Here is a 16,851-nt window from a genome sequence, read left to right as displayed (position 1 = left end):
GCCTCCTTTATTCGGAAATCTTTCTTTCCGTCTCTTTTATTTCTTCAACAGGTATATAGTAGCCATTGTCATATTCAAATGAACGAAGCACCATGCAAAGCAGAATGCCGATCAAGCCGACAATGCCCATCCAGAACCATTCAAATACAAGTCCGAAGCCTGCAATACCGAACGCCACTGACATAATAAGCGGTCTTCCGGAGTTGTGCGGCATATGGATTTTCTTGAACTTGCTTTCCGGATGAATATCCGTTTTGTCTTCTTTCAATTGCAGGTACGCATCTTGAGATTTCACTTCAGGAAGCACCGCAAAGTTGTAATGCGGCGGAATCGCAGATGAAGTCGCCCACTCAAGCGTACGTCCCACGCCCCATGAATCTCCGCTGATCTCGCGAGTAGAGTAGCGGAAGCTGTAGTAGATGTTGTAGCAAAGGATTAAGAATCCGACACCCATCATGAAGGCTCCGACAGTTGAAATAAAGTTTAATGCAGTCCATCCGTCATTCGGTCCGTAAGTGTAAATACGGCGAGGCATACCTTGCAGCCCCAAGAAGTATTGAGGGAAGAAACATACATTAAATCCGATCATAAAGATCCAGAAGAACCATTTTCCGATTCTTTCGTTCAGCTTGTGGCCGAACATTTTCGGATACCAGAAAATAAATCCTGCGAAACATGCAAATACCGTACCCGCGATCAGCACATAGTGGAAGTGAGATACGAGGAAGTACGTATTATGGTATTGATAATCGGCTGCAGCCATCGCAAGCATAACCCCTGTTACCCCGCCGACAACGAAGTTCGGGATGAACGCAAGCGCCCACAGCATCGGTGTTGTAAAACTGATCCGGCCTTTATACATCGTAAAGAGCCAGTTAAAGATTTTAACCCCGGTCGGAACCGAAATCGCCATCGTTGTAATCGAGAAGAAAGAGTTAACGGACGCACTGTTCCCCATTGTGAAGAAGTGGTGAGTCCATACTAGGAAACTCAGGACGGAAATGGCGATAATTGAGCCGACCATCGCTTTGTAACCGAATAACTGCTTTCTTGCAAACGCTGAAATAATTTCAGAGAAAATACCGAATGCCGGTAAGATAACGATATATACTTCAGGGTGTCCCCAAATCCAGAACAAGTTAGCCCAAAGCATCGGCATACCGCCGGCTTCCAGCGTGAAAAAGTGAGCGCCGAACAAGCGGTCAAATGATAACAGCGCCAATGCCACTGTCAAAACAGGGAAGGCGAATACGATAATAACCATTGTAATCAGCGTCGTCCATGTGAACATCGGCATACGCATCAGCGTCATGCCTTTCGTACGCATTTTCAGGATCGTCACCATAAAGTTGATACCCGTCATCAGCGTACCGATACCGGCAATCTGAAGACCGAGCAGGTAGAAGTTCTCACCAGGCCCGGGACTCATGTCGTTGCTTGCCAGCGGCATGTAACTCGTCCAGCCTGCGTTCGGAGAACCTCCGATAACAAAAGAAATATTGAAAAGCATCGCACCTACGAAGAACGTCCAGAAACTCAGGTTGTTCAAGTAAGGGAATGCTACGTCGCGCGCACCGATCTGCAAAGGTACGACAACGTTGATCAGACCGATTAAAAACGGCATCGCCATGAAGATAATCATGATCGTACCGTGAGTCGTAAAGATCTCATTATAGTGGTTTGAGTCTAAAAAACTGTTATTAGGAAGCGCTAACTGGGCGCGCATCATCAAGCCGTCGACCCCGCCGCGGAACAGCATGATAACAGCAGAGATAATGTACATGATTCCAAGTTTCTTATGGTCTACAGACGTAAGCCATTCAGACCAGAGCCACTTCCACTTTTTGAAGTATGTGAGTACAACGATGATAGCAATAGTGGACAGCGCAATGGAAACTTGTGCGCCCAGAATTAATGGGTCACCTGTTACAAAAAATTCATCCCATCTCAATTTCATTCGGGCTTCCTCCTTTCTTGTTCAATTTCAATCTTGTTTATCGTCGGGTACTTTAAATTCGTTTTTCTTTACATTTTCCCACGGATCTGTTTTAGAGTGCGGTGATACGGCTTTGTAGCCAAGGCGTTTGCGCGCCTCCATCGCATATTCGGCATCTTGGCCGTGGTCAACGTATTTTAAGTGTGTAGAAGAGAACGTTAATTTACCGACATTCTCCGGAAGCATCAGTTCGTCATACTTCTCTTTCGTCAGCTTTGGAGAATCGCTTTGGGCTTTTTTCACCCAGCTGTTAAAGTCTTTTTGCGTAACAGCTTTTACGTTGAATTTCTGGTCGGCAAAGTGTTCGCCGGTGAAGTTCGCGTTGCGGCCTTCATATGTTCCCACTTTGTCAGCCTGTAAGTATTGATCCATCAGCATTCCCGCCATCGCGTATTTTTGTCCCCCAAGCTGAGGAATCCATAGCGATGCCATTGAATCGGCTGAAGAAATTTTAAATAAAACCGGACGGTCTACAGGAATGTTCAGGTAGTTAACCGTCTCAATATCCTGCTCTGGGTAGCTGAATACCCATTTCCAGTCTACCGAAGTAGCATAAACAACAAGAGGCTCTTTATCCTTTGTCGCTTCAGGCGCTTTTTCTAACGAATATATCGTCTGTACGGTAGGCACAGAAAGTGCAATAACAATTAAAATTGGGATCACTGTCCAGACTACTTCTAAGAACGTGTTGCCGTGCATCTCGGGCTTGTAATTTCCGCTGTCTTTGCCTTTGCGGTCGCGGTATTTCACTAAAATGATTGTAAATAGTACGAAAACGACGCCGACAATGAACAGCATAAATCCGATTGACAAGAGAATCAGATCTTTCTGCTGGTCTGCTACAGGTCCTTTCGGATCTAAAACGGAAATGTCGCTGCATCCGCCCAGTACGAAAACAACAGCCAACATCGCTATTAAAAGTAACGGTTTAAATGCTCTGAACAAGAAGATCACCATCCTTCCTATTGATGTAGTGAATCTGAAATGTACTTTCTCAAAATCTTTTCTCTATCTACCTTGTTATGCTATCAAAATCTGCCCTTATTAGCTTTATTTTTTTCTAAAGTTCATCTTTTTTTCGACCTAATGTCACAAAATCGTCAAAAAATGCATGAACTTTTTCCACTTGCGCAAATCAAACATAAAAAATTTTAGATCATTTAGCATATATAGAGAAAAAAGATAGTGAGAACGAATAATACCAAATAAAGGTTTACCATAATAAAAAACGCTGGTCAACAAAAAGTTTCATTTTGTTAAACATTCTACAAAAGAAATATTTTTTCCTTTGCTCACACCTTTTCACACGGTTTCCATTTTAACGCAACGCATTATGAAAAAAAAGACCGGAACGCGCCTTGATATGTTCATTATAAAAAACGCATTCATATGTTTAATATGGACAAAACGAAGGTAACATATAGGCATAAATAATAAAAAATAGGAAGTGATATTTATGGGTTTTATCGTATCTCTGATTGTCGCTATTATTATCGGCTGGATCGGAAGTTTATTTGTAAAAGGCAGTATGCCCGGGGGAATCATCGGGTCAATGATCGCCGGTCTGATCGGCGCATGGATCGGGCACGGACTGCTCGGCACATGGGGTCCTCACCTTGCCGGCTTTGCCATCATTCCGGCAATCATCGGAGCTGCGATCGTGGTATTCTTATTCAGCCTGATCGCCAGAAGCAGAGGATAAAAAAAAGCCTCGTCCCTTATGGGATGGGGCTTTTTTCCGGTAGAGCGCCCAAATGGCGGATAAACCGCCGGAAAGCCGCTCTGCCTTCTTCTGTCTGTTTAAAGACGCCGGCATGCTCCAGTATCCGCGCAAAGGCATGGCCGATTTCCTCTTTCAAAATCTGTTCCGCGTTTTCTTTCGTTACCTTCCGCTTATGCAGCACGCTGAGCGCCCAATCTTTATGCGCTGCCGCAGAAGGGTCTGCCGTTAAGACCGCTTCCGGGTCCGGTGAGCACAGCGCTTCAGCCGTGTATTTCATTTCTTGTTCAAGGCGGCCCGGCAGAATCGCAAGCCCCATTACCTCAATCAGTCCGATATTTTCTTTTTTCAGGTGATGAACTTCCTGGTGGGGATGAAAAATTCCCAGCGGATGCTCATCAGAGGTGCGGTTATTTCTGAGGACGAGATCTAATTCGAATAAACCGTTTCTCCGCCGGGCAATCGGCGTAATTGTATTGTGCGGTGTTCCTCCTGAACAGGCGAGGAGATCAGCCGCCTCATCGGAATAACCGCGCCATGCCCGCAGGATGGCATCCGCCGCGCCGGAAAGCTCAGACGCACTCTCGCTTTGCAGGCGGATGACCGACATCGGCCACTTCACAATTCCCAGCACCGTTTTCGGATAGTCAGGCAGCCTGTACCGGCTTTCTGTCTCCGCCCGCGCCATCGGGAATTCATAATTGCCCCCCTGAAAATGGTCGTGGCTTAAAATACTGCCGCCGACAATCGGCAGATCAGCATTGGAACCGAGAAAATAATGAGGATACTGGCTGACGAACGACAGCAGCCGGTCAAACGTTTTTTTGCTGATCTTCATCGGTTCGTGCCGGTCTTTCAAAACGATGCAATGCTCCCGGTAATACACATACGGAGAAAATTGCAGAAACCACTGCTCATCGCCGAGAATGACCGGAATGACACGAAGGTTTTGACGCGCCGGGTGATCCGGTCTCCCCTCGTACCCGACATTTTCTTTACAAAGAACACATCTCGGATAATCGGATTGAGGCTGCTCTTTGGCAGCGGCAATTGCTTTCGGATCTTTTTCCGGTTTTGAAAGGTTGATCGTGATGTCCAGCTTTCCGTAAGCCGTCTCAGCCGTCCACCCGGCATTCCGCTGTATTCTGTCCGAACGGATATAATACACATCCTCTGAAAATCGGTAAAACGCCTTTGTCGCCTGCTCCGGTCCGTGCACCGCCTTTGTTTCTTCAAAACGACGGACAATCTCGGACGGCTGCGGGGCAAAGCAGCCCATGATCTTCGCGCTCAGCAGGTCGCGATAGGTGTCTGTATCGGCTGAAATCCGGCCCGTTTCTGCCGCCCATTCATAAATCGGGGCCAATATGTCCGGCAATGATGCCGCCGATTCATTTTCTTTCTGTTCTGGAACCTCCGGATGGGTGATATGCAAAGCTTCATATAAACGGTTTCTTGTATATTCAATATCAAGAAATGAAATCAGCTCTTTTTGCAATCCGTACCGGATTAAACGTTCCACGTGCCGCTCAATTGCCATCGTCATCCCCCTTTAGTTCTCTCGCTCCGGCTCCGACATCCGCCGTGTAAAAGTCAGCTTTTCTCCCTGTCTTTTCCTCATAGCGGGCCCCTGCCGTTTCAATAAAATCCGAAACCGCATCGTCCTTGACGATATTGACTGTACAGCCGCCGAAACCGGCTCCCGTCATCCTTGATCCGATCACCCCGCCGTGGCGCCAGGCCGCTTCAGCCAGTGTATCCAGCTCATGATTCGTCACCTCGAAGTCATCGCGTAAAGAGAGATGCGAATCCCTCATTAATTCACCGATATGATAAAGCAGATTGTTACTGAACATGTCGGCGGCCTCTATTGTGCGGTGATTTTCATAGACGGCGTGTTTCGCCCGGCGTCTGTTCACTTCATTCTGAATCAGCTCCGCATGAGCGTCAAAAGCGGAAGGGGTCAGCTCTCCCAGTGATTGAACGGAAAGATGTTTCTGAAGATCACAAAGCGCTTCCCCGCACTCCTTGAGCCTTGTATTATAGCCTGAGTCTGCAAGCGTTCGTTTTTTATTGGTATTTGCAATAACGATCGACAGCCCCGACAGCCCGAGTTTTGTATATTCAAAGCTGAGCGTCCCGCAATTCAGCAGAATCGCATGATGTTTCTTTCCCATTCCGATGGCGAATTGATCCATTATTCCGCAGCTGACGCCGATAAAGGAATTTTCCGCCGTCTGAGCGAGCTTCACCAAGTCGAGCATATCCGCCTCAAGCTCATGGCATTCCTTGAGAATGACCGCCGTAACAAGTTCAATCGAAGCCGAAGATGACAGCCCCGCGCCGTTCGGGATGTTTCCCCAGAACACAATATCGAAGCCGTGCGGAAGGGAAAAACCGCTGCCGAGACATTCCGCCATGACCCCTTTCGGATAGTTGGCCCACCCGTCCTCTTTTTGATAACGGATATTATCGAGAGTGCATTCCTTTATGCCCGCTTCCTTAAATTGATGAGAGTACATTCTGACGAGCCTGTCCCCTCTCTCCCGGACGGCTGCATATGTACCGATCGTCAGCGCGCACGGAAAGACGTGGCCCCCGTTATAATCCGTATGCTCTCCGATGAGATTCACTCTGCCGGGCGCAAAGAAAATGCGCAGGTCCTCCGATTCCCCGAATACATCAGCAAACGCTTTCTTTATTTTGTGCTTCATACGCATCCCCTTTCACCATTACACTTTCCCCCGGGGCGCGGAAAGAAACCGTTATGACACGCCCTCTTCTTTCGCTTTTCTGAAGACGATCCACTTGCTGGCCGCATAGTTGACGACTACGATAATGACGTTATCTGCGATTTTCGCCAACGTTTCGTTCATATGAAATTGACTGACCAGAAGAATCATCATGGCGAGATCGATGGCGAGGGACAATACCCGCACGCTGAAAAAGGCCGTCAATTCTTTCATCAGACTCCGCATCCCCGCGGTCTTTTGCTGAAATACATACAGTTTATTCGTGACATATGCAAATAGAACGGACAGAATCCAAGCAGCGACGGTCGCCGCCTTGTAATCCATCTCAAATGCCGACGTCAGAAAGTAAAAACTGACGATATTCACGATGGTCGTGAATATCCCCATAATGATATACATCATAATTTCTCTGTAGCGCATGGCAGTTCCTCGCTTTCTGAAAGACTTTTCTAAACCTTTTGTCAAATCAAGAAGAACGTTACCTTGATTTTCTGCCGCTGACAAAAACATAGAGCGCGTCAAACATGCTGCGGAAAGTAACCGGCCTTCCCAGCACATTGGATTGCTTAATCATCCCGTCGATGAGCGCGCACATCATGTTAGCGGTATGCTCGGTATCTATATGGTCTTCTATTAAATTTCTCGATTTGAGCCAATTTATGTACATGGTGCTTTCTTCTATCCATAACTTATAAAGACGGATATAAGCTTCATATTCACTGACGACTTTGTAAGTAGGCATATGAACGGCAAAAGACACAACATTCCAGGCAGGCTTGCTGTTTACAAACCGCATCAACAGGCTGGCCGCGCTTGCCGCAGCTTCACAAAGCGTCAACGGCCGCGCTGTTTGCTTTTCTAATTCGTCGAGATAGCCAGTGATGATCCTTTTTTTAATCTGACGCCTGTCTAACAAATGCTTCAGAAAATCTTCCTTGCTTTCAAAATGAACGTAAAACGCGCCTTTGCTGAAACCCGCCGCTTTACTGATGTCATCGATTGAGACTGAATCGTAAGCTCTTTCAATCAGGAGATGAAGGCCTGCGTCAATAAAACTTTCAAATGTTTCTTCTCTCTTAATTTGAAATTTGTTTTTTTTCATTTTTTACCCCAGCTGTTTGATCATTCACTTTATCTTACACCGAATCATTCTTTTGCGGTATTTTTTATGCAAAAAGAATATGCTAGTCGACGCTTTGAGGGTAAATGTTAATAGGTCATATGATTTATTTTTATTTGCATACTATCCAGTCAGTATTTATTTGTTTATTATTATACGTAAGAATTCTTGAAGGATTTTGGTTATTTCAGTCATTTTCTTAGGGAATAGGTAGGTGAATTCATCTTCAATTTGGGATTACCGGCCAACTATGTGTGATATTTGTTATACATTGGCTGCTGTAGCTGGGCAAATCAATTTTTCAATTGGAGGTTCTTATGAAAACTCATGTAATGAAAGATATAGATCAAGATTGGCAATTGTTAATTCAAGAGGCTAGAATCATGGGTTTGCACATTGACGATGTAAGGCGCTTCTTAAATACTGAAAAAGCGGTGAAGAAAAAAACACCAATGAAAAACACCATCCGCCAGCGGTAAGATTACAGGCGGATCCTTTTACTATATGACCTGCCACAGTCCGCCCGCACCCGAGTTTTCAAAGGAACAGCCGCAATAAGAGGGGAATCAGAGAACAAACCGTATACCGGACAACCATTCCCGTCCGCATTCCGCAATTGAACAGCCAAACATGGTGATATGAGATCCCCCCGCTGCATATCTTGTGTATATGCCCATTTATGAGGTGATACACAGATGGATACGAATCCCTATTATGATGAAAAACAACAGAACTACTACGAAGGCCTGAATCCTTATTTATTGAACAAAATAGACGAAAACTGGCGGACAGTGCTTGATGTCGGCTGCGGCACAGGCAATTTAGGAGCAGCGATCGAAGACCGCGGAATAACGGTTTACGGCATTGAGGCGTATCCCGAAGCCGCAAAAAAGGCGGAAAGCAAATTGAGCCACGTGCTTTGCGGCGACATTGAATCCGCCATTCTTCCGTACGAATCAGAACAATTCGACTGCATGCTGTTCGGAGACGTTCTTGAGCACCTTATCGACCCGTGGTCCGTGCTGAAAAAGCTTCGTCCTTATGTAAAAAAAGACGGCACGGTGCTTGCGTGCATACCGAATGTCGGCCACATCTCAGTGGTGCTGGAGCTTTTAGCCGGCAAATGGACTTACAGTGACGCCGGATTAATGGATCAGACCCACCTGCGTTTTTTTACCCGTGAAGAGACGCTTTCATTATTTAAAGCCGCCGGCTATGAGGTGAAACGCATTGAGGCGATCCGCGTTGATCACCCCTCTTATCACAAAGCCATCGCAGCATTGCACGAAGTATGCGTACAGCTTGGCATAAGGCATGACTTTATGACAGAAGCATCGGCGTATCAATATGTGATTGAGGCCGAGAGGAGCATGTAATGGATTCACATTCATTTCTGTTTGTCGTCTGTGTGAATGACGAGCCGCTCTACTCCCGGTGCAAGAGCCATATCATGCAGCTTACCGTCCCCCCTTCATACTCCGTTGATATCATGCCGATATACGATTCAGCAAGCATGGCCTCGTCCTACAACAAAGCGCTGAGACACCCCTCCAAATATAAAATTTATCTGCATCAGGATACCTTTATCATTCATCAGCATTTCCTGCATGACATGCTTCATATCTTTCAATCTCATCAGGAGCTCGGCCTTCTCGGTGTCGCCGGCTGCAAAACCCTGCCGCCGAACGGCATTTGGTGGGAAAGCGGACAGCGGATGGGAAAAGTGATTGAATACCGGGGGAATGCTTATCACCCGCTGGACTTTGAGCACGGCGATGAAGACGGCCTGTTTACGCCCGCTGACGCCATTGACGGCTTGTTAATGGCGGCTCAATATGACGTGGAGTGGCGGGAGGATTTGTTTCGCGGCTTTCATTTTTACGACACATCACAGTCGCTTGAATTTCAAAAACACGGCTATCAAGTCGGCGTCGCCTGCCAAAAAGACCCTTGGTGCCTTCATTTTTGCGGCGACTCATTTGACGCCGCGGCATATGAAGCGGACAGACAAACATTTGTCAAACACTATATGGCAAAGCCCTCTCGCTGATCGAGAGGGCTTTTTTCGGGTTAACGTTTATTCAGTTCCCGCTCAATGATTTGTTCAAAGGTTTCCTTTCCCGCCGCGCCAGGGATTCTCTCATCGCCGATGATAAACGTCGGCACTGCCGTAATGCCGGCTTCTTCATAAGCATGGCGGAGCGCTTCCTGCTGTATGTGTCTGTACGCTCTTGTCTCAAGCGCCTCTTTGAAGGCAGCGCCGTCAAGTCCTGCTTCTTCCGCAAGCTTTGTCAGCACGCCAACGTCACCGATATTTTGTTCTTCTTGAAAGAACGCCTGAAAAACGCGTGTATGGTATTCGCTTCCTTTCCCATGTTCCTTTGCGAAATGAAAGCCTTCAAATGCCAAATCCGTGTAAGGATGCGGTGACACACGGGGGAACGTGATTTCAACGCCTAAAGACTGCGCCATCGGCTCAATGGAGTTTTTCCACATCTGCCGCTTGGCGGGATCATTCACCGGATCAAGTTTCGGCGAGGGGCTCGGACGCAATTCAAACGGCATCCATTCCACCTGTACGTCCTTGTCCTTGATTGCTTCTTCAAACGCCGCTTTGCCGACAAAGCAAAACGGACATACATAATCAGAATATACTTTAATCTGCAGTGTCATTGTAAGTCTCCTTTCCTTTTCATTTTAAGTTGTAACATATATAGTTACAAGTGTTTTTTTAAAAACACCCTCCATATGGAAGGTGTCACGATTCCAGCAGCCTTTGGGCGATATATTCTCCTTTTTTACAGCCGCCGGGACAGGCGAATAAGGAAGAGCCGATCGTTTGTGTGTATTCATTCAGCGCATCCTTTGCCGCCAAAGCCTTCAGTATCGGGACAAATTGGCGGTCCGGGTCTTTTTGAAAGCAGATAAACAGCAGGCCTGCGTCAACATAGCCCGTCTTCGGATCAATTCCGTCCGTATAGGAAAATGCCCGGCGCAGAATCTGTCTGCCGGTTGATTTTGCCACGCTGACATGCGAGTCGGCGGGAATTTGATTCAGCTTCACGGGATCGGTTTCCTTTTTTTGTCCGAAAGGCGCACCCGAGCTTTTCACCCGACCGAACGTGTCCTCTTGTTCCTTCAAGGATGAACGGTCCCATATATCTAAAAACATCTTAATTTTCCTAAACGCCATGTACGTGCCGCCCGTCATCCAGTCCGGTTCTCCTGATTGAACCCAAATGATCGAATTCATCAGGTTTTCATCCTTCGTGCTTTGGTTGCCGGTGCCGTCTTTAAATCCGAAGAGGTTGCGCGGTGTTTCTCCGTTTTTCCCGCCGCTTAAGAAACCTTTATTGAGAAAACGGACTTCGCACACCCCCGATGCCTGTTTCATCAGGTTGCGCACCGCGTGAAACGCCGTTTGTTCATTATCCGCGCAGACTTGTATGACGATATCACCGCCGCCTTGTTTCTTATCGAGCTTGTCGTTAGGCATCGGCGGAATATCGGCGAGGTGCTTCGGTTTTTTATCTTTCAGTCCGAAGCGGTCCTTCCCGTCTTTCTCGAAAAACCCGGGGCCGAAGCCGAAGGTAACGGTCAAATTCGCCGGTGCCAGATCCTGCGACTCCCCGGTATCCTGCGGAGGCATATATTTATTTTTCTGTTCGCCCGACGGGACGGCGCCTGAAGTCAGGAGCTGCGTCAAGCTTGTCCATTGTTTGAAAAGGGAGATGACATCGGCTTTGTCGCTTGACATGACATCAAGCGCCGCAAAATACACATACGTCTGATGCGCCGTTGTGATTCCAGCTTGGTGCTTTCCGTAAAAAGGAACGATTTGATCACGATCACGTTTTTCATCATTCTTCTTTGAAGCGGTGGCCGCCGGTTTGAAGAGCGGCGCGAGTCCTCCGAGGCCGCTCGCTCCGACAGCAACGGCAGCGCCCGCGACGGCGCCCCACTTCAGGACATCCCGTCTGTGAATCTGTTTTTCCTTGTTTTGTTCATCGCTCATGCTGCGTCTTAACTCCTTTTAAAGCACATCGGCAATCTTCGACATGGTTTCAGAAAGGGCCGTCAGCTTCGTGCTTATCTCTCTGATTTGATCTGTACTTAATGTATCACAAGACATATACGATTGATCGCACGTTTTGTATTTCGACATCAAACCTTCAAATTCGCTGAATTCCGCATCAAGTTTATCCGTGACCTCGAAATGATCTCTCACTGCGCGCTTTTCACTGTTTCATAGAGGGCTTTTAAGCCTTCGGCGCCGGCAGTGATTGGTTCAGGCATCACTTTGAGCGAAGCGATAGAGCCGTCAAACACTTCGGTCGATATTGCAAGCTGATTGCCCTGTTCTTGACATACGGCTTATATTCTCCAAGTCCGTCACTGCCTTTTTGCGCACACAGAAAAAGGGCCGTCCTATCGGGACAGCCCTGCTTTGGAGCGCTGAATTTCCTCTGAAAACTTCCGCGCCGCCGCTTTTGGATCTTCGGCTTGGCTGATGGCGCTGATCATGCTGACGCCGTCTGCACCCGCTTCAATGACGGGCGCCGCGTTGTCAGCCGTAATGCCGCCGATTCCTACAATCGGAATGCTGATGCCCTGACGCCGCACCTCTTCAATCAATGTAACGCCCTGCACAGCTTCAGCATCTTTTTTTGTTTCGGTCGGATAGACCGGGCCCATTCCGACGTAATCGGCTCCGGCTTCTTCCGCCCGCTTCACCTCGGAGACGTTATGTACTGACACACCGAGTATCATATCGCCGATTGCCGCTCTCGTTTCTTCGGCGTCTGCGTCATCCTGCCCGATATGCACTCCGTCCGCCTCAAGGCGCAAGGCCAATTCGACATCATCATTAATGATGAAAGGAATCCCGGCCTGCCTGCAGACATCCTGTACCTGCTTCGCGAACAGGACACGTTCCTCCCCTGTTAAAGAACCGCTCCCCTTTTCCCGAAATTGAAAAAGCGTAGCGCCGCCCTCAATGGCTTTTTTCACCACGGAAACGGGGTCTGCGCTTGTATTGTTTGATCCCATAATAAAATAAACCGATAACATATCCTTCATCATTTCCCGAGAAATACGCGTCATTTTTCTGTCACCCTTTCAATTGCGGCAAGCTCGGCCGCTTCTTGTTCTGAGATGCTTGCCAGCTTGTTTAAAAGCTCAATCTGGAAGCTGCCCGGCCCCTTATGGGAGGTGTCCAGAGCGGCAAGCTGAGCGGCGCTTCCGTATACAGAAACGGCTGAAACGGCCGCTTGCAGAACGTCCTGTCCCGCCGCGCAGAAGGCTCCGATGACAGACGTCAGCAGGCATCCCGCCCCCGTCACCTTCGTCAGCAGTTTATCACCGTTATGTACGGCATATGTGTCGGTGCCGTCGGAGATGACGTCGGTTTTTCCGGTAATCGCAATGACCGTCTTCAGCCCGCTTGCAGCCGTCTTAGCGAGCTGAACCACATCTCCTCCGGCTTCCCCCGCATCCACGCCTTTTATCTTCCAATCAGGGGCGCCGGCAATATTGGCGATTTCCGCGGCATTTCCGCGAATGACGGACAAGCGGACCTCCTGTATGATCTTGCGGGCTGATGCCGTCCGAAACGGCGTGGCGCCGGCGCCTACCGGATCAAAAATGACCGGAACACCGTTTTCATTGGCCGATTTTCCGGCTGCGATCATAGCTTCAACCGACGCCGAATTGAGGGTGCCTATATTCAGGACGAGCGCTCCTGCGATTTTCGCCATGTCGCCTGCCTCCTCAATTGCATAAGCCATAACGGGCGATGCGCCGAGCGCGAGCAGTCCGTTAGCGGTGAAGTTCGTGACGACATTATTGGTAATACTGTGAACGAGCGGGTTTTGATCCCGCACTTTACTCAAGTGTTGAGCTGCGGTTTGTGCGTCCATGCTTAATCATCCTTTTTTCTCTTTTTCGGATTCCATAAATACGATTTCGTATGCTCCAGCCAGGCTCTGGCGGCAAAGGACATATAGCGGTCTTTCCGCCAAATGATGGCTAAATGCCACGGAATGACCGGATGAACGAGCGGAATGGTTCTGACTTTGTCAGGATCAAGACCGCGGCAGATTCTTTCCGGCAAGAGGCCGATACCGAGATTGGCGGATACCATTTCGCTGATAAAGTCCCACTGTGACGTTTCATAAATGACGTGAGGCCTGAATCCGGCTTTCACGCATTCCGTCATAATTCGATTATGAAGGACAAAATCCTCCCTGAAAAATATGAACGGCTCTTCTTTCAATTCGTGAAGACTGCATTCTTTCTCGTCAGCGAGCCGATGTGACGGATGGACGACGAGCATAAGGGTTTCCTTGACGATTGTGAACGTATGAAAAATTTCTTCATTCGCGGGAAGCACGACGACCCCGATATCAAGCGAGCCGTCCTCCACCCCTTGCTGCACTTTAATAGAGCCGTCCTCAACAAGCTGAAACGTCACATCGGGATATGTGACGCGAAAGTCACCGAGCACTCTCGGGAAAAAGCCGGACCCGATCATCGGCGGAAGACCGATGCGGACGTGCCCTTTCTTCACTTCCATAATATCATTCAGCTCTGACGTCAGGTTTTGGAATGACTTTGTGATTTCCTGCGCCTGCACATACATGCTCTGCCCGGCGTCAGTCAGTTCAACTTGCCGGCCATTGCGGTAAAACAGCTTAATGCCGAGCTCCGTCTCCAGGTTTTTAATCATTTTTGAGATTGTCGGCTGTGAAACATACAGAGACTGTGAGGCCTTCGTAAAGCTTTTCAAACGGGCCACTTCCAAAAAATACGTTAAGTGCCGGATATCCATTACATTTCATCCTTTCTATAGACAAAAGGAATACACATTATTCTTTATATGTATTTTACCTATAGCAAAACCTTCTGTACAATATAAATATAAGGGAGGCATCATTATGAAAAAATTGCTGCTTACCGTTATTCAAATCGCTCTGCTGTTTATATTTGCGCGTCTGATCAATTGGGTCACGGCGGCTCTTCATATAAATATTCCCGGCAGTATAATCGGGATTGTGATTCTTTTCACATTATTGCATTTCAAGATTATCAAACTTGAATGGATTGAGCTTGGCGCAGCATGGCTCCTCGGTGAGCTGCTGCTGTTTTTCATCCCGTCTGCCGTCGGAGTGATTGAATACGGAGATATTATGTCTAAATTCGGCGTAAGCATTTTACTTGTCGTCGTCATCAGCACATTTGTCGTGATGGTTTCAACAGGTACGCTTACACAGCTGATAGCAAAAAGAAAGGAGAAAAAACAAACGTGTTCATCGGAATCATAAGTTTATTCTTAACTGTCTTAGTATATTTGGGCGCGAAAAAACTCTACATTCGTTTTCCGCGGGTGTATACGTCGCCGCTTCTGATTACGCCCGCTGTTTTGGTCGTACTGCTGCTTCTTGTCAATGTCCCGTATCAGACATACAATCTCGGCGGCGGACTGCTGACCGATATGCTTCAGCCGGCAACAGTGGCGTTCGCCATCCCGCTTTATAAATATTTCCCGATTTTAAAGAAATACGCCGTGGAAATTATTTTGAACGTAGCGGTCGGTTCATGTATCGCCATTCTGTCAACGGCCTTTATCGCGAAATGGTTCCATCTCGGCAGCAGCTTAGTCGACAGTCTCGTGCCACGATCCGTGACGACGCCGATTGCCATGAACGTTTCAGAAATGATTGGCGGGATGCCGGCCGTTACAGCGGTTTTCGTCATTTTAACGGCTTTATTGGGAACGATCATCGGGCCGATGGTCATCCGCTATTTCCGCATTGATAACGAAATTGCCCGGGGCGTGCTGCTCGGAACTAGCGCGCACGGAGCGGGAACATCTAAAGCATTTGAGCTCAGCTCCGTATCAGGAACGATCTCAAGCGTGTCCATGATTCTCGCCGCAATTATGACGCTGTGCGCGGCCCCGATTTTGCTTTCGTTTATGTCATAAAAGACTGCTCCTTACAGAGCGGTCTTTTTTTATTTGCCACGCAGATTGATTTGTCTGTCCTTCATAAAAAGACGAAAACACGATATGATAAGATATGAAGTGAAAAGACTGAAGAACGGATGTGTCATATGAACGGCCAGCAGCGAAACAGCATCAGAAAAGGACTTGAAGTCGATATCGTCCTGAAAGCCGATCAGCGTTCAGGAAAGCTGACAAGAGGAATCGTGAAGGATATTTTGACGAACTCAAGCTTCCACCCGCGCGGCATTAAGGTCCGCCTTGAAGACGGGCGAATCGGCCGAGTGCAGCACATTATTGAATAGAAAAGAGCCGGAGCTTCACGCCCGGCTTTTTTTCTTTAATTTCAGCAATGAAATCCTCATATGTTCTTTCTTTATATACAAAAAATCTTTAACCAACTATTGACTCTTACGTTGCGTAATACTTTAGAGTAGCCATTAAGGAGGCGGCAAACGTGATGGGTATGAAAGTAAAAGAAGTAGCTGAACTGATTGGAGTAAGCATACGTACTCTCCATCATTACGATCAAATTGGATTATTGACTCCTCAGGAAACGACCGATTCCGGTTATCGGCTTTATTCTGAAGAGAATCTTGAACAGCTGCAGCAGATACTATTTTTCAAGGAGCTCGATTTCCCCTTAAAAGAGATTAAAGAAATCATTAATAGTCCTTCATTTAACCGAAGGGAGGCATTAATTTTACAAAAGAAAATGTTGATTGAGAAACGGAATAGAGTCGATAAAATGATTGAAACCATCGATAAATCAATCAAACATATGATGGGAGAGATTTGCATGACGAACAAAGAGCGGTTTGAGGGAATGAACTTCAATCATAATCTTTATGAACAAGAAGCTCGCAAACGGTGGGGTGATCAACCTGTCGATAAGGTAAATATTAGATTGAAAAACATGACTGATGGTCAGCAAAAAGATTTATCTGATAAGTGGACTGCAATGTTCAATAAATTTGCACTCCTTATTAACCAATCTCCCAAGTCCCCAGACGTACAAACAGCTATCAAAGAGTGGTTTGATTTTCTCAATGAAAATTTTGGTGAATATTCTTTTGATGCCTTTTACGGATTAGGTCAACTCTATATTGAAGATAAACGCTTCACTAAGAACATCGACCAGTATGGTGAAGGGTTGGCGAAGCTCATGAGTGACGCCATCACAATTTATATAGATCATCAAAAAAAGGGTGGTACCCATTAAAATCATTATCGAGGATACAATCAGGCAATACGAAACGT

General features: G+C 47.2%; 19 protein-coding genes and 1 pseudogene. 8 read left to right on the top strand and 12 right to left on the bottom strand.

The window, feature by feature from the left end; genetic code table 11:
- Nucleotides 1-7: 7 nt before the first annotated feature.
- Together qoxB and qoxA are read right to left on the bottom strand one after the other, a co-directional pair.
- A complete protein-coding gene (gene qoxB / locus BZ167_RS11090) occupies nt 8-1,957 on the bottom strand; it encodes a cytochrome aa3 quinol oxidase subunit I (protein ID WP_012118743.1) in 1,950 nt (649 codons plus the stop codon).
- Between the two features lie 27 nt (nt 1,958-1,984).
- Nucleotides 1,985-2,950 carry a cytochrome aa3 quinol oxidase subunit II gene (gene qoxA, locus BZ167_RS11085; protein ID WP_148660093.1) on the bottom strand — a complete coding sequence of 322 codons (966 nt, stop codon included), beginning with the start codon at nt 2,948-2,950 and terminating at the stop codon, nt 1,985-1,987.
- A 502-nt stretch (nt 2,951-3,452) separates the two neighbouring features.
- On the opposite strand from qoxA, the gene BZ167_RS11080 reads away from it, so the two are divergent.
- The gene (locus tag BZ167_RS11080) at nt 3,453-3,698 is read left to right on the top strand and encodes a GlsB/YeaQ/YmgE family stress response membrane protein (RefSeq protein WP_003150926.1); all 246 of its coding nucleotides are present in this window, start codon (nt 3,453-3,455) and stop codon (nt 3,696-3,698) included.
- Between the two features lie 16 nt (nt 3,699-3,714).
- On the opposite strand, the gene galT is transcribed toward BZ167_RS11080, so the two are convergent.
- The 4 genes from galT to BZ167_RS11060 all read right to left on the bottom strand — a co-directional run bounded on the left by galT (nt 3,715) and on the right by BZ167_RS11060 (nt 7,571).
- Nucleotides 3,715-5,256, bottom strand: a complete 1,542-nt coding sequence (galT, locus tag BZ167_RS11075; protein ID WP_061860997.1) for a UDP-glucose--hexose-1-phosphate uridylyltransferase — start codon at nt 5,254-5,256, stop codon at nt 3,715-3,717.
- A complete protein-coding gene (locus BZ167_RS11070; RefSeq protein ID WP_015418488.1) occupies nt 5,246-6,430 on the bottom strand; it encodes a galactokinase in 1,185 nt (394 codons plus the stop codon). The genes galT and BZ167_RS11070 overlap by 11 nt, the downstream gene beginning before the upstream one ends.
- Nucleotides 6,431-6,481: 51 nt before the next feature.
- The gene (locus BZ167_RS11065) at nt 6,482-6,868 is read right to left on the bottom strand and encodes a GtrA family protein (protein WP_032863219.1); all 387 of its coding nucleotides are present in this window, start codon (nt 6,866-6,868) and stop codon (nt 6,482-6,484) included.
- A 79-nt stretch (nt 6,869-6,947) separates the two neighbouring features.
- Nucleotides 6,948-7,571 carry a TetR/AcrR family transcriptional regulator gene (locus tag BZ167_RS11060; protein WP_015418489.1) on the bottom strand — a complete coding sequence of 208 codons (624 nt, stop codon included), beginning with the start codon at nt 7,569-7,571 and terminating at the stop codon, nt 6,948-6,950.
- 335 nt (nt 7,572-7,906) lie between these two features.
- On the opposite strand from BZ167_RS11060, the gene BZ167_RS11055 reads away from it, so the two are divergent.
- The 3 genes from BZ167_RS11055 to BZ167_RS11045 all read left to right on the top strand — a co-directional run bounded on the left by BZ167_RS11055 (nt 7,907) and on the right by BZ167_RS11045 (nt 9,639).
- Nucleotides 7,907-8,068 carry an anti-repressor SinI family protein gene (locus BZ167_RS11055; RefSeq protein ID WP_003150917.1) on the top strand — a complete coding sequence of 54 codons (162 nt, stop codon included), beginning with the start codon at nt 7,907-7,909 and terminating at the stop codon, nt 8,066-8,068.
- 216 nt (nt 8,069-8,284) lie between these two features.
- Entirely contained in the window at nt 8,285-8,965 is a 681-nt protein-coding gene (locus BZ167_RS11050; RefSeq protein WP_007407718.1) for a class I SAM-dependent methyltransferase, read from the top strand.
- A complete protein-coding gene (locus BZ167_RS11045; RefSeq protein WP_015418490.1) occupies nt 8,965-9,639 on the top strand; it encodes a glycosyltransferase family protein in 675 nt (224 codons plus the stop codon). Before BZ167_RS11050 ends, BZ167_RS11045 begins: the two co-directional genes overlap by 1 nt.
- A gap of 20 nt (nt 9,640-9,659) precedes the next feature.
- Here the strand turns inward: BZ167_RS11045 and BZ167_RS11040 are convergent, their stop codons facing one another.
- The 6 genes and pseudogenes from BZ167_RS11040 to cidR all read right to left on the bottom strand — a co-directional run bounded on the left by BZ167_RS11040 (nt 9,660) and on the right by cidR (nt 14,418).
- Nucleotides 9,660-10,262: a DsbA family oxidoreductase gene (locus tag BZ167_RS11040; RefSeq protein ID WP_015418491.1), complete on the bottom strand. Its 603-nt coding sequence runs from the start codon at nt 10,260-10,262 to the stop codon at nt 9,660-9,662.
- Between the two features lie 85 nt (nt 10,263-10,347).
- A complete protein-coding gene (gene efeB, locus BZ167_RS11035) occupies nt 10,348-11,604 on the bottom strand; it encodes an iron uptake transporter deferrochelatase/peroxidase subunit (protein ID WP_015418492.1) in 1,257 nt (418 codons plus the stop codon).
- 18 nt (nt 11,605-11,622) lie between these two features.
- Nucleotides 11,623-11,942: pseudogene (locus BZ167_RS11030) on the bottom strand (Efem/EfeO family lipoprotein); the annotation flags it as partial.
- A 75-nt stretch (nt 11,943-12,017) separates the two neighbouring features.
- Nucleotides 12,018-12,692 carry a thiamine phosphate synthase gene (thiE, locus tag BZ167_RS11025; protein WP_015418494.1) on the bottom strand — a complete coding sequence of 225 codons (675 nt, stop codon included), beginning with the start codon at nt 12,690-12,692 and terminating at the stop codon, nt 12,018-12,020.
- The gene (gene thiM, locus BZ167_RS11020) at nt 12,689-13,507 is read right to left on the bottom strand and encodes a hydroxyethylthiazole kinase (protein WP_015418495.1); all 819 of its coding nucleotides are present in this window, start codon (nt 13,505-13,507) and stop codon (nt 12,689-12,691) included. Before thiM ends, thiE begins: the two co-directional genes overlap by 4 nt.
- Nucleotides 13,508-13,509: 2 nt before the next feature.
- Nucleotides 13,510-14,418 (bottom strand): cidABC operon transcriptional activator CidR, encoded by a 909-nt coding sequence (cidR, locus tag BZ167_RS11015; RefSeq protein ID WP_003150908.1) that lies wholly within the window; start codon nt 14,416-14,418, stop codon nt 13,510-13,512.
- A 106-nt stretch (nt 14,419-14,524) separates the two neighbouring features.
- On the opposite strand from cidR, the gene BZ167_RS11010 reads away from it, so the two are divergent.
- From BZ167_RS11010 to BZ167_RS10995, 4 genes are all read left to right on the top strand, one after another.
- On the top strand, nt 14,525-14,911 hold the full coding sequence (locus tag BZ167_RS11010; protein WP_007407725.1) for a CidA/LrgA family holin-like protein: 387 nt from the start codon (nt 14,525-14,527) through the stop codon (nt 14,909-14,911).
- A complete protein-coding gene (locus tag BZ167_RS11005) occupies nt 14,893-15,573 on the top strand; it encodes a CidB/LrgB family autolysis modulator (protein ID WP_012118753.1) in 681 nt (226 codons plus the stop codon). The genes BZ167_RS11010 and BZ167_RS11005 overlap by 19 nt, the downstream gene beginning before the upstream one ends.
- 128 nt (nt 15,574-15,701) lie before the next feature.
- Nucleotides 15,702-15,896 carry a YwbE family protein gene (locus tag BZ167_RS11000; protein ID WP_007614611.1) on the top strand — a complete coding sequence of 65 codons (195 nt, stop codon included), beginning with the start codon at nt 15,702-15,704 and terminating at the stop codon, nt 15,894-15,896.
- 155 nt (nt 15,897-16,051) lie between these two features.
- Complete coding sequence (locus tag BZ167_RS10995) at nt 16,052-16,813, top strand: MerR family transcriptional regulator (RefSeq protein WP_041482165.1); 762 nt, start codon at nt 16,052-16,054, stop codon at nt 16,811-16,813.
- Nucleotides 16,814-16,851: the final 38 nt, after the last annotated feature.

Origin of the sequence: Bacillus sp. 275, from assembly GCF_001999205.1 — a bacterium.
In the GTDB taxonomy this organism is placed as follows: domain Bacteria; phylum Bacillota; class Bacilli; order Bacillales; family Bacillaceae; genus Bacillus; species Bacillus velezensis.
This window is presented reverse-complemented; position numbering and strand designations above follow the sequence as displayed.